The 19,302-nt window shown below is 63.4% G+C and carries 18 protein-coding genes; 7 read left to right on the forward strand and 11 right to left on the reverse strand.

Annotation, left to right across the window (positions count from 1 at the left end):
- Positions 1-46 precede the first annotated feature (46 nt).
- Complete coding sequence (dacB, locus tag Q0O99_RS05130; protein ID WP_293749242.1) at positions 47-1,606, reverse strand: D-alanyl-D-alanine carboxypeptidase/D-alanyl-D-alanine-endopeptidase; 1,560 nt, start codon at positions 1,604-1,606, stop codon at positions 47-49.
- Between the two features lie 101 nt (positions 1,607-1,707).
- On the opposite strand from dacB, the gene Q0O99_RS05135 reads away from it, so the two are divergent.
- The 6 genes from Q0O99_RS05135 (at position 1,708) to gap (ending at position 8,313) form a co-directional block, all read left to right on the forward strand.
- Positions 1,708-2,691 carry a DMT family transporter gene (locus tag Q0O99_RS05135; protein WP_293749244.1) on the forward strand — a complete coding sequence of 328 codons (984 nt, stop codon included), beginning with the start codon at positions 1,708-1,710 and terminating at the stop codon, positions 2,689-2,691.
- Complete coding sequence (gene tsaB / locus Q0O99_RS05140; RefSeq protein ID WP_293749246.1) at positions 2,688-3,488, forward strand: tRNA (adenosine(37)-N6)-threonylcarbamoyltransferase complex dimerization subunit type 1 TsaB; 801 nt, start codon at positions 2,688-2,690, stop codon at positions 3,486-3,488. The genes Q0O99_RS05135 and tsaB overlap by 4 nt, the downstream gene beginning before the upstream one ends.
- Positions 3,485-3,994 (forward strand): ribosomal protein S18-alanine N-acetyltransferase, encoded by a 510-nt coding sequence (gene rimI / locus Q0O99_RS05145; protein ID WP_293749248.1) that lies wholly within the window; start codon positions 3,485-3,487, stop codon positions 3,992-3,994. The genes tsaB and rimI overlap by 4 nt, the downstream gene beginning before the upstream one ends.
- 8 nt (positions 3,995-4,002) lie before the next feature.
- Positions 4,003-4,932, forward strand: coding sequence for a uracil-DNA glycosylase family protein (locus tag Q0O99_RS05150; RefSeq protein WP_293749250.1), 930 nt, complete (start codon positions 4,003-4,005; stop codon positions 4,930-4,932).
- 180 nt (positions 4,933-5,112) lie between these two features.
- Positions 5,113-7,164: a transketolase gene (gene tkt / locus Q0O99_RS05155; protein WP_293749252.1), complete on the forward strand. Its 2,052-nt coding sequence runs from the start codon at positions 5,113-5,115 to the stop codon at positions 7,162-7,164.
- Between the two features lie 141 nt (positions 7,165-7,305).
- Positions 7,306-8,313: a type I glyceraldehyde-3-phosphate dehydrogenase gene (gap, locus tag Q0O99_RS05160; protein WP_293749254.1), complete on the forward strand. Its 1,008-nt coding sequence runs from the start codon at positions 7,306-7,308 to the stop codon at positions 8,311-8,313.
- A 196-nt stretch (positions 8,314-8,509) separates the two neighbouring features.
- Here the strand turns inward: gap and Q0O99_RS05165 are convergent, their stop codons facing one another.
- From Q0O99_RS05165 to Q0O99_RS05185, 5 genes are all read right to left on the reverse strand, one after another.
- On the reverse strand, positions 8,510-8,836 hold the full coding sequence (locus Q0O99_RS05165) for a CopG family transcriptional regulator (RefSeq protein ID WP_293749256.1): 327 nt from the start codon (positions 8,834-8,836) through the stop codon (positions 8,510-8,512).
- The gene (locus Q0O99_RS05170) at positions 8,833-9,099 is read right to left on the reverse strand and encodes a hypothetical protein (protein ID WP_293749377.1); all 267 of its coding nucleotides are present in this window, start codon (positions 9,097-9,099) and stop codon (positions 8,833-8,835) included. The genes Q0O99_RS05165 and Q0O99_RS05170 overlap by 4 nt, the downstream gene beginning before the upstream one ends.
- Positions 9,071-9,163 carry a BrnT family toxin gene (locus Q0O99_RS05175; protein WP_293749374.1) on the reverse strand — a complete coding sequence of 31 codons (93 nt, stop codon included), beginning with the start codon at positions 9,161-9,163 and terminating at the stop codon, positions 9,071-9,073. The genes Q0O99_RS05170 and Q0O99_RS05175 overlap by 29 nt, the downstream gene beginning before the upstream one ends.
- A 318-nt stretch (positions 9,164-9,481) precedes the next feature.
- A complete protein-coding gene (locus Q0O99_RS05180) occupies positions 9,482-9,877 on the reverse strand; it encodes a GNAT family N-acetyltransferase (protein WP_293749258.1) in 396 nt (131 codons plus the stop codon).
- Positions 9,874-11,463: a GMC family oxidoreductase gene (locus Q0O99_RS05185; RefSeq protein ID WP_293749260.1), complete on the reverse strand. Its 1,590-nt coding sequence runs from the start codon at positions 11,461-11,463 to the stop codon at positions 9,874-9,876. The genes Q0O99_RS05180 and Q0O99_RS05185 overlap by 4 nt, the downstream gene beginning before the upstream one ends.
- Before the next feature lie 215 nt (positions 11,464-11,678).
- Here Q0O99_RS05185 and Q0O99_RS05190 point away from each other — a divergent pair, with 215 nt between their 5' ends.
- On the forward strand, positions 11,679-12,830 hold the full coding sequence (locus Q0O99_RS05190) for an alkane 1-monooxygenase (RefSeq protein ID WP_293749262.1): 1,152 nt from the start codon (positions 11,679-11,681) through the stop codon (positions 12,828-12,830).
- A gap of 212 nt (positions 12,831-13,042) precedes the next feature.
- On the opposite strand, the gene hutG is transcribed toward Q0O99_RS05190, so the two are convergent.
- The 5 genes from hutG to hutC are packed head-to-tail and all read right to left on the reverse strand — an operon-like array spanning position 13,043 to position 19,301.
- The gene (gene hutG / locus Q0O99_RS05195) at positions 13,043-13,855 is read right to left on the reverse strand and encodes an N-formylglutamate deformylase (protein ID WP_293749263.1); all 813 of its coding nucleotides are present in this window, start codon (positions 13,853-13,855) and stop codon (positions 13,043-13,045) included.
- A gap of 11 nt (positions 13,856-13,866) precedes the next feature.
- Positions 13,867-15,162: an imidazolonepropionase gene (hutI, locus tag Q0O99_RS05200; RefSeq protein ID WP_293749265.1), complete on the reverse strand. Its 1,296-nt coding sequence runs from the start codon at positions 15,160-15,162 to the stop codon at positions 13,867-13,869.
- Between the two features lie 17 nt (positions 15,163-15,179).
- Complete coding sequence (hutU, locus tag Q0O99_RS05205; protein ID WP_293749267.1) at positions 15,180-16,877, reverse strand: urocanate hydratase; 1,698 nt, start codon at positions 16,875-16,877, stop codon at positions 15,180-15,182.
- A gap of 41 nt (positions 16,878-16,918) precedes the next feature.
- Positions 16,919-18,457: a histidine ammonia-lyase gene (gene hutH / locus Q0O99_RS05210; protein WP_293749269.1), complete on the reverse strand. Its 1,539-nt coding sequence runs from the start codon at positions 18,455-18,457 to the stop codon at positions 16,919-16,921.
- A gap of 49 nt (positions 18,458-18,506) precedes the next feature.
- Positions 18,507-19,301 (reverse strand): histidine utilization repressor, encoded by a 795-nt coding sequence (gene hutC / locus Q0O99_RS05215; RefSeq protein ID WP_293749271.1) that lies wholly within the window; start codon positions 19,299-19,301, stop codon positions 18,507-18,509.
- Position 19,302 lies beyond the last annotated feature (1 nt).

The raw sequence follows: 19,302 nt of genomic DNA on the forward strand, positions 1-19,302 counted from the left end.
GGCGCTCATGGATTGTGACGCCGGCATCGCAGTGACAAAACAGCTGTCATCGCGAGGAACGAAGCGGTCCATGGTTGATGCGATCCGATGGTTGTGCTTTGGGCGGTGAGGCGGTGTCGCGCACGGTCCATTCCAGCAACTGGTCCAGCACGGCCCGCGCCTGCTGGGCGTTGGGGTGGTGCAGCACGGCCACCAGGGTGTAGCGCTGGCCGCTTTGGCCCTGCACATAACCGGCCACCGAGGCCACATCGCGCAACGAGCCGGTTTTGAGCCAGGCGTTGCCGATCACCGGCGACTGCGGGTGGCGGTCTTTCAGGCGAGCGGCGGTGCCGTCCACCCCAGCAATGGCCAGCGAGTCCACAAAATAGCGGGCGTGTGGGCTGGCGTGCGCGGCCTGCAGCAAGGCGGTGAGGGCCTGCGCCGTGCTGCGCTCGCTGCGCGACAAGCCCGAGCCGTTGTCCAGCACCGGCTCGTCGTGTCCGGCAAAGCCTTGACGCCACCACTGCGACAGGCGCAGGCGCGAAGCCTCAAAGCGCCCGGGTGCGCCCAGCTCGCTTGACAGCGTCAGGTACAGCTGCTGCGCCATCACGTTGTTCGAAAATTTGTTGATGTCTTGGATGATCTCTGACAAAGGCAAAGAGGGCACTTCCAGCAGCAGCTTGGCCGATGCCGGGCGTACGCCATAGCGCACCTGTCCGGTGAGCTGTCCGCCTGCGCCTTGCCACAGGGCTTGCATGACGCGCGGCGCATAGGCTTCGGGCTCGGGGTAGGCCACGGGCCATTCGCGCTCGCCGCAGCTGGCCGGGTAGCGGCCCGCAAAGCGCACTTGCTGGGGCTGGCTGAAGTCGGCCTGCAGTTGGCGACGCCAGTCGCTGCACGGGGCCTGGCTGAGCGGCAGTTGCGTGGGGGCAGAAAAGCCGGCCAGAGGCGGCTCAAAGCGCACCTTCACCTGGCCGCTGGCGGCATCGGGGGTGAACTTGTAGACCACCGCCTTGAAGTTGAGCAGCAGCCCGTCCGGCCCCACGTTGTAGGGCCGCAGCGGTTCGTCGTCAAAGGGCTCGCTGCGTTCGCGCACGTCGAACACGCTGCGGTCGAGCACGATGTCGCCACGCACCTCGCGTACGCCCGCCGCCCGAACCTGCGTCAGCAGTTCTTGCAGGCGCTCGACCACCAGCTTGGGGTCGCCGCTGCCGCGCACGACCAGGTTGCCCTGCAGCACGCCATCGCGCACGGGGCCGTCGGTGTACACCCGGTTGCGCCAGACGTGGTCGGGCCCCAACAGGCTCAAGCCGGCGTAGGTGGTGAACAGCTTCATGACCGAGGCGGGGTTGACGCTGGCTTGGGCGTGGTGCGACAAGTGCCGTGGCAAGGCGCTGTTGGTTGGAGCGCTATTCGGCAGAGGGGCGATGAGCACGCTGAAAGCCGAAGCGGGAACTTGAGCTTGGTTCAGGGTTTGCAGGACGGACCGGGGCAACGAGGATTGAGCGGTACTTTGCGCATGGGCAGGCCAGAGCAAGGCGGTACTCAGCGCCAAGGCAGTACAGGCAGCAAAGGCAGCGTGGGCCAAGGGGAACAAAAATCGGCGCTGGGTGCGGGAGCGAGTCATCGAGCGAGTCTAACGGGGACCACGAGGGACACGCAGGCCTGCGGGGTCGTCAAAAGGGGGCACCGCTCGCGCCTGTGCAGCGGCCCCGTATGATTCGGACCATGCGATTTTCTTCAAAAACCGTGGGCCTGGCTTCGGCGGTCGTCACGGTGCTCATCTGGACGGGTTTCATTGTCATTGCGCGGGCCTCAGCGTCTCGGGGATTGCTGCCCATGGACATCGCGCTGGCCCGCATTCTGGGGGCCAGCGCCATCTTGTTGCCCTGGGCTTGGTGGCTGATGCGTCCGGCACGCCAGGCCGGTGCACAAGTGGGTTCTTTGTGGGGCCTGTCGCCCCTGCCTTTGCGGCAAACAGTGCAAACCGGGTTTTTGGGCGGCTTTTTGTACGCCATCTTGGCCTACACCGGTTTTGTGTATGCACCCGCCACGCACGCCTCGGTGCTCATGCCGGGCAGCCTGCCCTTGTGGACCACCTTGCTGGCCTGGCTGTTCTTGCGCGAAAAAGTGGCTGCCGCCCGTGCCGTGGGGCTGGGCTTCATCGTGCTGGGCGACGTGCTGGTGGGTGGCGCGAGCTTGCTCATGGCCTTTGATGGCGGCGAGGTCTGGAAGGGCGACCTGCTGTTCATGGCGGCGGCCCTGTGCTGGTCCAGCTACAGCGTGTTGGTGCGCAGCCAGGGCTTTGACGCGGTGCGGGCCACCATGGCCATCACCGCGTTTGCCTTTGTCTGCTTTGTGCCCTTGTTTGCCTTGCTGGCGGCCTTGCAGGTTTTGCCCACGCAGCTGCACCAAGCCCCGTGGTCCGAAATTTTGTTCCAAGCGGTGTTCCAGGGCGTGGGCTCGGTGGTGATTTCGGGCATCACCTTCACGCAGATGGTGCGCCACTACGGCCCGGTGCGCTCGACCATGATCACGGCCTTGGTGCCGGGCTTGTCGGCGCTGGGGGCGGTGTGGTTTCTGGGCGAGCCCCTGCACTGGAATTTGCTGGCCGGGCTGGCGCTGGTGACCAGTGGTATTTTGTTTGGCGTGCGGCAGGCCAAAAAACCTGCGGTTGCGCCCACTTCGCCCCCAACTGGAGGCCAGCCATGAGCGCCAGCCCCGAGCGCCGCTGGCTGGCCTTTGACACCAGCACCGATGTGCTGTCGTTGGCCGTGGCCCGTGGCGAGCAGGTCTGGACCCAAACCCTGCCCGGCGGTGCGCAGGCTTCGAGCGGTTTGATCCCGGCGGTGCTGGCCCTGCTGGCCGAGGCCGACATGCCGCTGGCTTCGCTCGATGCCATCGTTTTCGGTCGGGGGCCGGGGTCGTTTACCGGTTTGCGCACCGCTTGCGCCGTGGCGCAAGGCCTGGCCTTTGGGGCCGATGTGCCGGTGTTGCCGGTCGATACTTTGCTTGCAGTGGCCGAAGAGGCGCGCTGGGCGCAAGTGCAAGCGGGGGTCATCACGCCCGATGCCGAGTTGACTGTGCTGGCGCTGCTCGACGCCCGCATGGACGAGGTGTACAGCGCCGCTTACCGCTGGGAGCCTTTGCCGGGGGCAAGCCATGGCCGTTGGCATGAAGCTGCGCCCTTGCAAGTGAGTGCCCCCGAACAATTGCACCTGCCCGATGACCGCACGGTGCTGCAGGCGGGCAACGCCTTTACCGCATATGGCGACCGACTGCCCCGAGTGGCAACGGGTGGCTTGCGCTGCGAGGCCCTGCCCACCGCCGCTGCTTTGCTGCGCCTGGCCCCCGCCTTGTGGGCGCAGGGCCTGGCCGTGCCGGCCGAGCAGGCCATGCCGCTGTACATCCGCGACAAAGTGGCCAACACCACGGCCGAACGTGAGGCCATGAAAGCGCAAGCCCTGCAGGCCCAGACTGCTTTGACCAAGGCCGCAGCGCAGCCATGAGCCTGAACATGAAGCCCACACCAGCGCAGGACAGCACCCAGCCCTCGGAGGCCACGCGCAACCGCGTCACGCTGGCGCCCATGACGCAGGACGATCTGGACGCGGTGATCGCCATCGAGCAAACCGCCTACAGCCACCCCTGGACGCGGGGCAATTTCCGCGACTCGCTCAACCCCCTGTTCGAGGCCCAATGCCTGTGGCTGGACGGTGAATTGCTGGGTTACTTTTTGGCCATGCACGGTGTGGAAGAAATGCACTTGCTCAACATCACGGTCGCCCCGGCGCACCAAGGCCAGGGCTGGGGCCACATGATGCTGGACGCCTTGTCGCTCGTGTCACGCCACGCAGGCGCGCAATGGCTCTGGCTGGAGGTGCGCCAAACCAACCTGCGTGCGCTGCAGGTGTATGCGCTCTACGGCTTCAAGCAGGTCAGCATCCGCAAGGATTACTATCCCGCAGGCCGCTTGCAGCGAGAGCACGCGGTGGTGATGAGTTTGAAACTGTGAGCCCCAACATGAGCGACCCCACCCAATTCGACCTGGACGACCGCCAACGCGCCATGCTGGCCGAGATGGGCGTGCGCGTGTGGTGGCCTCAGCGCAGCGCCGCCGAGCCCCAAGCGGTGGCGGGCGATGCACCCGCCATGACGACAGTGAGCGTGGTGCCAACGACTGGCGTGTCTGGCGCCGCTGGGGCTGCAAGCCCGGTGCATCTCTTACCACCTGCAACGCCCGCTGTGCCTGTTCAAGCACCAGCCACCCGCTCGGCAACCCGTGGGCCTGTGGCACCCGTGCCCCCCCAGGCGCAGGCCCAGAGCCAAGTGTTTGCGCCTTTGCCCGAAAGTTTGTCCAGCATGGGTTGGGCCGAGCTGCTCACGGCTGTTCAATCCTGCCAGTCGTGCGCCCTGTGCGCTGCACGCCCAACGCCGATTCTGGGTTCGGGCCAGGGCACAGCCCGCTGGATGGTGGTGGGCGACTTGCCTTCAGAGGCAGACGATCAGCAGGGCCAGCCGTTCACCGGGCCAGAAGGCGTGCTGCTGGACAACATGCTCAAGGCCGTCGGCGTGCGCCGCCAGGGCCCTGTCGGCAGTGCCAACGCCACTGCCAGCGCGGACGTGCCCGAGGCCTGTCTGACCCACGCTGTCAAATGCCGCCCCCTGAACGGGCGCAACCCCGAAACCGCCGAGCTGGCCACTTGCGCCGGCTATATGTCGCGCCAGGTCGCGCTGGCGCAGCCCCGGGTGATTTTGGCCATGGGCCGTTTTGCCATCCAAAGCCTGTTGGGCAGCACCGAGCCCATGGGCAAATTGCGCGGTCGTTTGCACGACTTTCAGGGCGTGCCGGTGGTGGTGACTTACCCGCCGTCGAGCTTGCTGCGCAACCCCGCCGACAAAGCCAAAGCCTGGGCCGATCTGGTGCTGGCTTTGTCGGTGGCCCAGGGCTGACAGCGGCTTTCCAAGGGCGCGGGCCGTTCTGCCTGAGAGGCGGCCGCCATCAGGGCTGGATGGCGAGGGCATGCACTTCCTTGGCAAGGACTGCCGACAGACTGCCGGCGTGTCGCGTCTGAGGACCTGACAACCGCTAAAATGCCGGGTTTACCAGAATACTTCCCCGGAGCTGACCCCATGGCCAATCAACAACAAATGGCAAACGCCATCCGCGCCCTCGCAATGGACGCTGTTCAACAAGCCAACTCGGGTCACCCCGGCGCCCCCATGGGCATGGCCGACATGGCCGTAGCGCTGTGGGGCGATCACCTGCAACACAACCCCAAAAACCCCCATTGGGCCAACCGCGACCGCTTTGTGCTGTCCAACGGCCACGGCTCGATGCTGATCTATTCGGTGCTGCACCTGACCGGCTACAAACTGCCGATCGAAGAACTCAAGAACTTCCGCACCCTGCACAGCAAAACCGCGGGCCACCCCGAAGTGGGCGTGACGCCCGGCGTGGAAACCACCACCGGCCCGCTGGGCCAAGGCATCACCAACGCGGTGGGCATGGCGCTGGCCGAGAAGATGATGGCGGCTGAGTTCAACCAAGACGGCCACAAAATCGTCCATCACCACACCTACGTTTTCCTGGGTGACGGCTGCCTGATGGAAGGCATCAGCCACGAAGCCGTGGCCCTGGCCGGTGCCTGGAAGCTGAACAAACTGATCGCCCTGTACGACGACAACGGCATCTCGATCGACGGCCAAGTTGCTCCGTGGTTCATCGACAACACGCCCCAGCGCTTTGCCGCCTGCGGGTGGAACGTGATCGACGCGGTGGACGGCCATGACGCCGCTGCCGTATCGGCCGCGATTGCCGCTGCCCGCCACAGTGCCGACAAGCCCACCCTGATCGTTTGCAAAACAGCCATCGGCAAGGGCTCGCCCAACCGTGCGGGCACCTCCAAAGCCCACGGCGAGCCGCTGGGCGCTGAAGAAATCAAGCTGACCCGCGAAGCCTTGGGCTGGACGGCCGAGCCTTTCAAGATTCCCAAAGCGGTCTATGCCGATTGGGACGCCAAAGTGGCGGGCAAGGCCCGCGAAGCCGAGTGGAACACCCAGTTTGCCGCCTACAAAGCCGCCCACCCCGCGCTGGCCAAAGAATTCGTGCGCCGCATGAAGGGCGACTTGCCCAAGAACTTCAACCAAGTGGCGTTTGACGCCGTGGTGGCTGCCCACACCAAGGGCGAAACCATGGCCAGCCGCAAGGCCAGCCAGCTGGCACTCGAAGCCTTCACCGCTGCCTTGCCCGAAATGCTGGGCGGCTCGGCCGACCTCACGGGCTCTAACCTCACCAACACCAAGAGCACGCCTGCTTTCCGCGTGGACCTGGCCGGTGACGTGGTCAAGACAGCTGACGGCGCGGCTACCGAAGGGGCCTCCAAAATCGGCCGCCACATCAACTACGGCGTGCGCGAATTCGGCATGGCCGCCATCATGAACGGCGTGGCCCTGCATGGTGGTTACATCCCCTACGGCGGCACCTTCCTCACCTTCTCTGACTACTCGCGCAACGCCATCCGCATGGCCGCGCTGATGAAGCAGCGCGTGATCCACGTCTTCACCCACGACTCCATCGGCTTGGGCGAAGACGGCCCGACCCACCAGTCCATCGAACACGCCGCCAGCCTGCGCCTGATCCCCGGTCTGGACGTGTGGCGTCCGGCCGATACGGCCGAAACCACCGTGGCCTGGGCCGTGGCCCTGCAAAACGCCCACCGCCCTTCGGCCCTGCTGCTCAGTCGCCAAAACCTGGCCTACTCGCCCAAGAGCGATCTGGGCGACATCAGCCGCGGCGCCTATGTGCTGTCCGAGCCCGAACACGTGGGCATCAAAAAGACCCACGGCGTGATCATCGCCACCGGCTCTGAAGTGCAACTGGCCATGGCAGCGCAAAAGCTGCTGGCACAGCGCAAGATCGGGGTGCGCGTGGTCTCCATGCCCAGCACCAACGTGTTTGACCGCCAGGACACCGACTACAAGCAAAGCGTGCTGCCTAAAGGCCTGCCCCGCGTGGCGGTCGAGATGGGTAGCACCGACGGCTGGTGGAAATACGGCTGCGCCGCGGTGGTCGGCATCGACACCTACGGCGAGTCGGCCCCAGCGCCTGTGCTGTTCAAACACTTTGGTTTCACCGCCGAAAACGTGGCCGACACGGTCCACGCTGCGCTGCTCAAGGCCTGATCAGGCCCGCCGGATGAACCCCTTCAGCGCCATGGGTTTGACCCATCGCTGAAGTCGCGTTCAGGGATCAGGCCCAAGCAAGGGACTTGGTTTCCAATCCGGTTACGTCACCGATTCGTAACTTTTTTTTGAGGCATTCATATGACCATCAAGCTGGGCATCAACGGATTCGGCCGCATCGGCCGCTTGGCGCTGCGCGCCGCCCTCAAGCACGGTTTCAATGACATCCAAATTCTGGGCATCAACGACCCCAAGCCCGCCGACTACCTGGCCTACATGCTCAAGTTCGACAGCGTGCATGGCCGCTTTGATGGCACGGTGGACTTCACCGAAGACACATTGATCGTCAACGGCAAGAAGATCAAGCTCTCGCACGAGCGCGACGCCCACAACCTGCAGTGGGGCGCCATGGGCGTAGACACCGTACTGGAATGCACGGGCCATTACCTGACCGAGCCCACCAGCCAAATGCACCTTGCCGCCGGCGCCAAAAAGGTGGTGATCTCGGCCCCTTCCAAAGACAGCATCCCCATGTTCGTCTATGGCGTGAACCACAAAAAGTACGCAGGCGAAGCCATCGTGTCGAATGCCTCATGCACCACCAACTGCCTGGCCCCCGTGGTGAAAGTGCTGAACGACAAATGGGGCATCAAGCGCGGCCTGATGACCACCGTGCACGCTGCGACTGCCAGCCAGATGACGGTGGACAGCTCGTCTCGCAAAGACTGGCGCGGTGGCCGCGGCATCCTCGAAAACATCATCCCCAGCAGCACCGGCGCGGCCAAGGCCGTGGGCGTGGTGATCCCCGAGATCAAGGGCAAGATCACCGGCATGGCGTTTCGCGTGCCCACGTCGGATGTGTCGGTGATCGACCTGACGGTGGAGCTGAACAGTGACGCCAGCTACGCCGAGATCTGCGCCGAAATGAAAGCGCAAAGCGAAGGCGCGCTCAAAGGCGTGCTGGGTTACACCGACGAAAAAGTCGTCTCCACCGACTTCCGTGGCGAACCTTGTGCCAGCGTGTTCGACGCGACCGCCGGCATTGCGCTGGACAAACGCTTCGTGAAGATCGTGGCCTGGTACGACAACGAATGGGGTTACGCCAAGCAGTGCCTGGAGATGGTGCGGGTGGTTTCCAAGAAGAAGTGATCTGCTTCTGGTCGGGCAGGCATCGCCAGGTATCCCCGCAGGGGCTCAGAGGCGCTTCGCTTTGCCACATCGCCCCTACGGGGATACCTGGCGATGCCATGAAGCTTCTATCAAAGCGCCTTCGGGCGTTTTTTGCCGGTGTGCAGTGATGGCGGGGATGCGGGTGCCCCGGAGGAATTGCCGGCAGAGGCAAACTTCAGCGGTGCGTCGCAACTTTAGTTGTCCGTTGTAAAGGCGCATGCGACGTCGTCGCCTGAAGGCGCTCGGCCAGCCAGACCTTGATCACAGACTGCCTCGTCACCCCCAGTCTGCTGGCTTCGCGATCCAGCGAGTCAACCATCCATGTTGGGAAATCCACATTCACCCGCTTCTGCGCCTGCAGCACGCGCCTGCCTTTGGACACGTCCAAAGAAGCCGTGATATCGGCGCCATCATCGAACTGTTGATCGAACTTTTTAGCCTTCATAAAGTGCCACCTCTTCTGTGCGTGCGCGACGCACGGATGTTGCACTATTTCGTTCATGAAGCCGCCAAGCGTTTGCGCGTGGTGGTTTTTGTACGAACAGACAGTACTTGAGTTTCGTGAGCAAAAGCCAGCATGCTGGCCAAAGCCTTGTTGACGGCTTGAGAAGTCGGAAACGCCTTGAGAATTTCGGGCTGCAACACCACGACATTGCTGCCCTGCGCGAAATGTTTGAGGTGCTTGCCGCGAACACCCTTGCTCAATTGGTCGCGCTTCAATTCAGGAATATCCAGATCAGCCATTTTTGTAGATGTCTTTTTCATATCGGGTTGCCTTTCTTGCGCTGATGATTCGAATGCTGTTGCGACGCTCCGTGTGAACAACCACCAAAAGTCGCTCCTTGCTGGAGATTCCTTAAGTTCGGCTACGGTCCTTGTCCATTGAGTGATCAGAGTCCGAAAAAGTCAAGGCCAATGCATCTCCAAAAACGCTGACAGCCTCGTCAAAAGACACGCCATGCTTGAGCAACTTGCTTTACGCTTTTTGCTTATCCCACTCGAACTTGAACATGCGAGTTCCATGCATTGATGTTTGCAGCCGTCGACCTCGGCCAATTTTATGCTTGCTGTACAGGGCACTTTTTTCAATACTTGCAACGTGCGGGCGAATCCAACTTGTCTCCATGTCGCAAAACGGCTAGCTCTTTTATGCAAAAAGTGACAGCGTTGCTTGCCGGTGAGCGTCACTTCGATCGAGTGATTTGAGCGCATTTTTGCCAGCGCGAATGTAGAAGTTATCGAACTCGCCTTGCTCTACCAAGACAAAACCGTGGCGCGTATAGAAGCGATTTGAATCGCTCTCTCTCAACGCCCCGACGCGTATGGGGAGAGCTTTGGCATTGGCTTGTTCGATGACAACAGCGAGCACAGCGGCACCGATGCCTCTGCTTTGAGTGCTTGGATGAATATAAAGGTGATCAAGAAGCAGGCACTCGACTTGCGGCTTGACGACGACGAACCCAACTCGTTTCACATAGGTACCAGTGCAAAGAACGAAAAAAACCCGCTTCGTACCCAAACGCTGCCTGGCGAAAAGCCTCAATGCCCCGCGCGAATCCAGTCTGCCGCCTTCTCCGCGATCATGATCGTCGGGGCATTGGTGTTGCCGCTCACGATGCGCGGCATGACCGACGCGTCGACGACGCGCAGGCCGGGCACACCGTGCACGCGCAGTTTCGTATCCACCACCGCCATGCCGTCTTGGCCCATTCGGCAGGTGCCCACCGGGTGGTAGACCGTGTCGGCGTGTTGGCGAATCCAGTGCTCCAGTTGTTCGTCGCTGCGCGCATCGGCAGACGCTGCCCACTCTTTGCCATAAGCGGCCAAGGCGGGCTGGGCCAGGATGTTTTGGGCTTGGCGAACACCGTCGCGCAAGCGCTGCAGGTCACGCGGATCGCTCAAAAACTGCGGGTCAATGAGTGGCGCGCTTTGGGGGTTGCGGTCGGCCAGTTGTACACGGCCACGGCTGTCGGGTTGCAGCAAACACACGTGCAGTGAATAGCCGTGGCCCAGGGTCAATTGGCGGCCGTGGTCCACCAGTTTGGCCACCACAAAGTGCAGCTGAATGTCCGGGTGCGCCTCGTCAGGTCGGCTTTTGTAAAAGGCACCGCCTTCTGCGAAATTGGTGGTGAGCGGCCCTGTTCGATGCTGCCGCCAGGCCCACAGGGCTTGCAAGGTCTGCCATGTACCCCGCAGTGACACCCCGATCAAATCGGTTTGCCCCGGCGCATCGGCCACCAGCACCGCGTCGGGGTGGTCGTGCAGGTTTTCGCCCACGCCGGGCAAGTCGCGCTGCACTGCGATGCCCAGGCTTTGCAAATGCGCGGCGGGGCCAATGCCTGAGCGCATGAGGATGGCGGGCGATTGAAAAGCGCCTGCGCTCAAAATGATTTCGCGTCGGGCGGTCAGGGTCTGCGCTTGGCGGCCCTGCAAGGTGTGCACCTGCCGCGCCACGCCATCGACCAAGCCAATGCGGTCCACGGTGACGCCGGTCATGACGTGCAAGTTGGGGCGGCCCAAGTGGGGCGTGAGGTAAGCCTTGGCCGCGCTGAAGCGCTCGCCCGCTTTCTGCGTGACTTGGTACAGGCCCACACCTTCTTGCGTGGGGCCATTGAAGTCGGTGGTGAGCGGCAAACCCGCCTGCACACCCGCCTCGACAAAGCGTTTAGCGAACGCATTGGGGCTTTGCAGATCGGCCACGTTCAAGGGGCCGTTTTGGCCATGCCATCCGTTGTGGATGCGCTCGTTGTGCTCGGCCTTCAGAAAGTAGGGCAAGACCTCGGCCCACGACCAACCCGCGCAACCCTGCTCAGCCCAGTGGTCGTAATCGGCCTGTTGGCCACGGATGTAAGCCATCGCATTGGTGGAGCTGGAGCCCCCCAAGGTGCGGCCACGCGGCTGAAAACCGATGCGGCCGTTCAAGCCGGGTTGCGGCACGGTGTTCAGGCCTTGGGAGACGATTTCTGTGCGCGCCATGAGCGCGATGCCCGCGGGGCAATGGATCAGCGCGCTGGTGTCGGGTGGCCCAGCTTCGATCAGGGCCACCTGCACAGCAGGGTCTTCGCTCAGGCGACTGGCCAGCACACACCCGGCCGAACCACCCCCCACGATCACGTAGTCAAAGTCCATGAAGTCCCCCCGTCCAAATGTTTTGTGTGGCCAATATAAGGGCTCCAGCGTGCCGCGGCCTGTCTTGTGTGCATCAGGGTTTTTCCCTGTAAACCGCTGACCATGGCGACATCTTGTTGGCCCCAACACCCCTCACAATGGCACCAGATTTGGAGGCAAGTTATGCGGACCGTCGTTGAGTTTATTGGCACAAAACGCCTCAGCAGGCCTCAGCCGTGAACAGTCCAAGCATCCCACTCGAACAGGCTTGGCAAGACAAGCGCTGGTGGTGGCTGCTCAGCCCCGCCATTCCCTTGGCGTTCACAGCTTCCTTGCTGGCCTTCGTCTGGACAGGCCAATGGGGGTGCATGCTGCTGGCCCCGCTGGTCATCCATGTGTTGTTGCCGGTGCTCGACCGCGTGTTGGGTGAGGACTTCAGCAACCCACCCGAGTCGGCGGTGGCGCAACTCGAACAGGATGTGTTTTACCGCGCCATGGTGTGGGCCTATGTGCCCCTGCAAATGATCGGCACGGTGTTGGGCGCTTGGATCGCGGCGACTCAGCCACTGCCTTGGTTGGTCTACATGGCCCTTGTGTTGACGGTGGGGTCCATCAATGGCATTGGCATCGGCACCGCGCATGAGTTGGGCCACAAAAAGGAGGCGGTGGACCGGTGGCTGTCCAAGATCGCTTTGGCGCCCAGTGCGTATGGTCATTTTTTTGTTGAGCACAACCGGGGTCACCACAAACGGGTGGCCACTCCGGAAGACCCGGCGAGTGCGCGCATGGGCGAAAGCTTCTGGGCCTTTTTGCCGCGCTCGGTGTGGGGCAGCTGGCAATCGGCCTGGGCGCTGGAGCGAGACCGCTTGAAGCAACAAGGCCACAGTGTTTGGCACCCCCAAAACCACAACCTGCAAGCATGGAGCTTGAGCTTGCTGTTTTCCGGCGCTCTGGTGGCGTGGCTGGGTTGGGCTGTGTTGCCCTTTTTGGTTTTACAAAGTGTCTACGCGGCCTCGATGCTGGAGGTGGTGAACTACGTGGAGCATTACGGATTGCTCCGGCAAAAAGACACAGCCGGGCGCTACCTGCGTTGCGAGCCCGAGCACTCTTGGAACAGCAACCACTTGGTGGGCAACTTGTTGCTCTACCAGCTGCAAAGGCACTCTGACCACCACGCCCACCCCATCCGGCGCTACCAGGCGCTGCGGCATTTCGCCGCCGCGCCGCAACTGCCCGCAGGTTATGCCACCATGATCACGGTGGCCTATTGCCCGCCCCTGTGGTTTGCGTGGATGGACCAACGCGTGATGGCGCATTATGGCGGGGACCTGCGCTTGGTGAATGTGCAAGCATCGGCTCGGCACAGACTGATGCAGCGCTGGGCTTGATTGAAGGGGAAACGTCGGACCATAAAGGCCCGACCTACGGGGGATCGGTTTTCGTAGGTCGGTGCCTTCAGGTCCGACACATGGCGCGTTGGCCGCAGCCTTCCGGAAATGTCGCTGCGCTAAACGATGGTTGTTGGACCATAAAGGCCCGACCTACAAGATAGCATCGGCTCAACAAGGCCTGGGCAGCTGGCCTGGGCATGCCTTTGGCCTCAGGTCTCCACAAACGCCAACACCGCTTCCAACATCCGCCGCACATGCGGCTGCACCCCCGCAGCCACCTCGGGCAGATAGTCAAACGGCCAGCTTTCTTGCATGTAGCTGCATTGCGTCATCTCCAGCTGCACCGCGTGCACGCCTTGCGCCGGGTTGCCGTATTGGCGGGTAATGTGCCCGCCTTTGAAGCGGCCGTTGAGCACCGCTGTGTAGCCGGTGGCTTGCTTGCCAATGGACAGCAGCTGTTCGGCCAATGATGGGTCGCAACTGGCGCCGTTGGCGGTGCCCAGGTTCAGGTCGGGCAACTTGCCTTCAAAAAACCGTGGCAACACCGAGCGGATCGAGTGCGCGTCCCACAAGGCGGCCACGCCATGAACGGCTTTGAGGCGGGCCAACTCTTGTGCCAGTTGCGCGTGGTACGGCTGCCAGATGGCATCGCGCCGTGCAGCAATTTCAACCTCACAAGGCGCATCGCTCGGCTCGCGGTACAGCGGTTGGTCGTCAAACAAGTCCACCGGGCACAGACCGGTCACGCTTTGTCCGGGATAGAGGCTGGCACCATCGGGCGGGCGGTTCAGGTCAATCACAAAGCGTGAATGCGTGGCCACCAGCACCGAAGCGCCCAGCGCGTCGGCAAAGTCATACAGCCGCTCCAAGTGCCAGTCGGTGTCGGGCACGCGCCGGGCTTCGTCGGTCAGGCGTGCGGTCAATGCAGGCGGCACATGGGTGCCCACATGCGGCATCGAAATCAGCAAAGGGCGCGAGCCCTGGCGAAAACGAAAAGGCGGTTCGGTGGTGTGAAAAGTCATGGCTGAAAAGGTCACAAGGGTGGATGTTCGGGCAAGGGGCGCATTCGGTGCAAGGCCATGCCATCGACCGCCAAGCGCCCCTGGCGCACCACGCTGCAGGCCGGGCGCTGGCCCAGCCAATAGGCCAGCTCGGCGACATCGCCCAAAGGCCACAACACAAAATTGGCGGGGCAGCCGACCGCAATGCGCCCGTGCGTGGCTTGCAAGCCCAGCGCCTGCGCTGCCTGGCGCGTCACGCCCGCCAAGGCCTCAGGCACCGTCATGCGAAACAAGGTACACGCCATGTTGACCATGAGCAGCAGGCTCAGTGCTGGTGAGGTGCCCGGGTTGTGGTCGGTGGACACGGCCATGGGCACGCCCGCTGCGCGCAGGGCGGCAATGGGCGGCATGTGGGTGTCGCGCAGGGTGAAGTAAGCGCCGGGCAAAAGCACCGCAACTGTGCCCGCTTGCCGCATGGCGGCGATGCCTTCGGCGCTCAGGTGTTCGATGTGGTCGCACGACAGCGCGCCGAAACGTGCCGCCAGCGCCGAGCCGCCCATGTCCGACAGCTGCTCGGCATGCAGCTTGACCGGCAAGCCCAGCGCTTGCGCCGCCTGAAACACCTGCTCGGTCTGCGCGAGCGTGAAGCCGATGGTTTCGCAAAACACGTCCACCGCATCCACCAGACTTTCGGCCGCCAGCGCAGGCATCATCTCTTCACACACGAGTCGGATGTAGTCGTCGTTGCGCCCGGCATATTCAGGCGGCAACGCGTGCGCACCCAAAAACGTGGTGCGCACCGTGACACCAAAGGCCTGGCCCAGACGCCGGGCCACGCGCAGTTGTTTGCGCTCGTGTTCCAAGCTCAGGCCATAACCCGATTTGATCTCGATGGCGCAAACGCCTTCGGCCAGCAAGGCCTGCAAGCGAGGCACAGCGGCGTCGAACAATTCTTCTTCGCTGGCCTCGCGTGTGGCCTTGACGCTGGACACGATGCCGCCCCCGGCACGCGCCACTTCTTCGTAGCTCGCACCGGCCAGGCGCATGGCAAATTCGTTGGCACGCTGCCCGCCGTACACCAGGTGCGTGTGGCAGTCCACAAGCCCCGGCGTGACCAGCGCGCCCCGACCGTCGTGCTGAGGCAGTTGGTGGTCAGCATCGGGCAGATCCGCATGCGCCCCCACCCAGGCGATGGCACCTTGCGCCACCACGATGGCCGCATCGGGCACGGCTGATGTGCCCGCGCCCAAAGCCTCTGGGGCCAGGTGCAGGGGGTGCCAAACGCCGTCGGCGCTGGGCAAGTCAGACAAATTGAAACTGTTGGTCATGGTTGGCTTCACGGCATTCACTTGACCATGGGCAGCTTCAGCCCCTGCTTTTTGGCGGTGGCCACGGCCAGTTCGTAACCGGCATCGGCGTGGCGCATCACGCCCGAGCCGCTGTCGTTGACCAGCACACGCGCCAAGCGCTCAGCGGCCGCGTCGGTGCCATCGGCCACGATGACCATGCCCGAGTGTTGCGAATAGCCCATGCCCACGCCACCGCCGTGGTGCAGGCTGACCCAGCTGGCGCCGCCTGCGGTGTTGAGCAAGGCGTTCAGCAGCGGCCAGTCGCTCACGGCGTCGGTGCCGTCCTTCATGGCTTCGGTCTCGCGGTTGGGGCTGGCCACCGAGCCGGTGTCCAGGTGGTCGCGGCCAATGACGATGGGGGCTTTCAATTCACCGGTGCGCACCATCTCGTTGAAGGCCAGTCCGGCCAAATGCCGCTCGCCCAGACCCAGCCAGCAAATGCGTGCAGGCAAGCCCTGAAAGCTGATGCGCTCACGCGCCATGTCCAGCCAGCGGTGGGTGTGTGTGTTGTTCGGAAACAGTTCCTTGATCTTGGCATCGGTTTTGTAGATGTCTTCGGGGTCACCCGACAAGGCCACCCAGCGGAACGGCCCCTTGCCTTCGCAGAACATGGGGCGGATGTAGGCGGGCACAAAGCCGGGGAAATCAAAGGCGTTTTTCACGCCATGGTCAAACGCCACCTGGCGGATGTTGTTGCCGTAGTCCACCGTGGGGATGCCCAGGGCCTGGAAGTCCAGCATGGCTTGTACCTGAGTGGCGCAGCCTTGCGAGGCGTCGGACTTCAGGCGGGCGTGCTGCGCGGGGTCGTGCTGGGCGGCTTTCCACTGCGCCACGGTCCAGCCCGGGGGCAGGTAGCCGTTGATCAGGTCGTGCGCCGAGGTCTGGTCGGTCACCAGATCGGGGCGCATGCCGCCCGCCTGGGCGCGGCGCACCAGCTCGGGCAGGATGTCGGCCGCGTTGCCCAACAGGGCAATCGAGATCGCCTCTTTGGCGGCGGTGTGGTGCGCGATCAAGGCCAGCGCGTCGTCCAGGTCTTTGGCTTGCTTGTCCACATAGCGGGTGCGCAACCGAAAGTCGATGCTGCTTTGCTGGCATTCGATGTTGAGCGAACAAGCGCCTGCCAAGGTGGCCGCCAAAGGCTGCGCGCCGCCCATGCCGCCCAAACCGGCAGTCAAAATCCAGCGGCCGGTCCAGTCGTTGTGGTAGTGCTGGCGACCGGCTTCGACAAAGGTCTCGAAGGTGCCTTGCACGATGCCTTGGGTGCCGATGTAAATCCACGAGCCGGCGGTCATCTGCCCGTACATGAACAGGCCCTTGCGGTCCAGTTCGTTGAAGTGTTCCCAGTTGGCCCACTTGGGCACCAGGTTGGAGTTGGCGATCAGCACACGCGGCGCGTTGGCGTGGGTTTTGAACACACCCACTGGCTTGCCGGACTGGATGAGCAAGGACTCGTCCTCGTTCAGGTCTTTCAGCGAGGCCAGGATCTGGTCAAAGCAAGCCCAGTCGCGAGCGGCGCGGCCAATGCCGCCGTACACCACCAGGCTCTGCGGGTTCTCGGCCACTTCATGGTCGAGGTTGTTTTGCACCATGCGGTAAGCCGCTTCGGTGACCCAGTTCTTGCAGGTCAGCGTGCTGCCGCGTGGGGCGCGCACCACGCGGGTCGGGTCCAGGCGGGGGTCGATGGAGGGGGTCATGTGGGCTCCTTGAGGGTAAACAATGGATCAATCAAAGTCGTTCAGCGCACGCCGGGCAAATCAAGGCCCGAGCCGCTTTGCAGCAAGGCCCCGCTCTTGACCATGTCGATGGCCGCTTGCAGGTCGGGCTGGATGTGGCGGTCGTCGTCAAGATGCGCCACGCGTGTGCGCAGCAAAGCCATGGCGGCGGCCAAAGGCGCGCTGGTGTCCAGCGGTGCATGAAAGTCGCAACCCTGGGCGGCGGCCATCCACTCGATGCCGATCACGGCCATGGCGTTATCGGCCATGGGCAACAGGCGGCGCGCACCGTGCGCGGCCATGGACACATGGTCTTCCTGATTGGCCGAGGTGGGGATCGAATCGACACTGGCCGGATAGGCGCGTTGTTTGTTTTCGGACACCAGCGCAGCGGCAGTGACCTGCGGGATCATGAAGCCCGAGTTCAGGCCTGGCTTGGGGGTGAGGAAAGCGGGCAGGCCCGACAGTGCCGGGTCCACCAGCATGGCAATGCGGCGTTCGGCCAAAGAGCCGATTTCGCAAATGGCCATGGCGATCATGTCGGCGGCAAATGCCACGGGTTCGGCGTGGAAGTTGCCGCCGGACAGTGATTCGTCGGTGTCGCTGAAGATCAGCGGGTTGTCGGACACGCCATTGGCCTCGGTCTCCAGCAACTGGGCAGCGTTGTGCAGCACATCCAGGCAAGCGCCCATGACCTGCGGTTGGCAGCGCAGGCAATACGGGTCTTGTACGCGTTCGTCGCCTTGCAGGTGCGAGGCCCGGATGACGCTGCCGCTGAGCAACTGGCGCAGGGCTTCGGCAGTGGCGATCTGACCCCGGTGTTTGCGCAGGCGGTGGATGCGGGCATCAAAAGGCGCGTCTGAACCCTTGGCCGCATCGGTGGCCAAAGCACCGGTGACCAGCGCCGACTGGAACAGGCGCTCGGCTTCAAACAAACCTGCCATGGCATTGGCGGTGGAAAACTGCGTGCCGTTGAGCAGGGCCAGCCCTTCTTTGGGGCCCAGCGTCACGGGGGCCAGGCCCGCGCTGGCCAGCGCCTGAATGGCGGGCAGGCGGCCCTGTGGGGTATCGGCATCGCCCACGCCGATCATCACGGCCGTCATGTGGGCCAGCGGTGCCAGATCGCCCGAAGCGCCCACCGAGCCCTGACCGGGCACCACCGGGATGATGTCTTGGGCCAGCATGGCTTCGAGCAAGGCCAGCGTGGCCGGTCGAATGCCCGAAGCACCTTGCGCCAAGCTGGCGATTTTGAGCGCCATCATCAAACGGGTGATGGCCACGGGCGTGGCCTCGCCCACGCCTGCGGCGTGCGACAGCACGATGTTGCGTTGCAGGGTCTCCAGGTCTTCGGCCGGAATGCGCACGCTGGCCAATTTGCCAAAGCCGGTGTTGATGCCGTAGACCGGCGCGCCCTTGGCCACGATGCGGGCCACGCTGTCGGCACTGGCTTGCACGGCGGCGCGGCAATCCGCGTCCAGCGTGGGCGTGGCACCCCGGTAGATGGCGCACCAGTCGGCCAAAGGCACCTGGCCGGGAATGAGTTTCAAAAATAGGGGTGTCATGCGTAGGTGTTGTTCAGCAAACAAGGGGTGCACTGCATGCTGAAGGGCATCAGGTCGATACCGGGTTGCCGCTGGCGCTGTAGCGGCTGCCCAGGCGGTAGCGGCTGGCGGGGTGCAGGCAGCGCACGAGGGTCACCGGCACACCTTGCGTCCAGGTGCGACGGGTCAACAGCAAACAGGGCTCGGCTGCGTCCATCTGCAGGCGTTGGGCTTGATCGGGGGTGGGCAGCACCGCATCGACCACATGCTCGATTTCGTCAAAGGGCACGGTGCGCACCAAAAACTCCGAGGGCTGTTGTTGAGAGAAATCTTGCTGGGCAAAGTCGGGCACCACCTGCGGGTTGACAAAGCGGTCTTCCAACTGGATGGGCAGGCCGTCTTCAAAATGAACGCACACCGAATGGAATACCGAATCGCCGGTGCGCACGTTCAGCGCGGATGCCACTTCCAGGGTGGCGGCGACACGCTCGACCACCAGCATCTCGCAGGCGTAGTCGTGGCCGCGTTGGCGAATCTCGCTGGCCAGGTTGACGATTTGCAGCAAGGTCGATTGCGGTTTTTGTTCGGCCACGAAACTGCCTACACCCGCCACGCGCACGATGCGCCCTTGGTCCACCAGCTCGCGCAAGGCCCGGTTCACGGTCATGCGCGACATGCCAAACTGCGCGACCAGCTCGTGCTCTGAAGGCAGGCGGTCACCTGCACGCAAGCTGCCGTCCTGGATTTTGTGGGCGATGTGGTCCTTCACCTGCTGGAACAGGGCCACGGGCTCGCCCGTCAGGGTTTGGGGCCTGCGCGCGGTGTGGTGCCGCTGATTGGCGATGGACGTTGCAGTGCGGGTCATG

It is taken from the genome of Limnohabitans sp. Rim8 (genome assembly GCF_945901735.1).
Lineage (GTDB): Bacteria > Pseudomonadota > Gammaproteobacteria > Burkholderiales > Burkholderiaceae_C > Limnohabitans_A.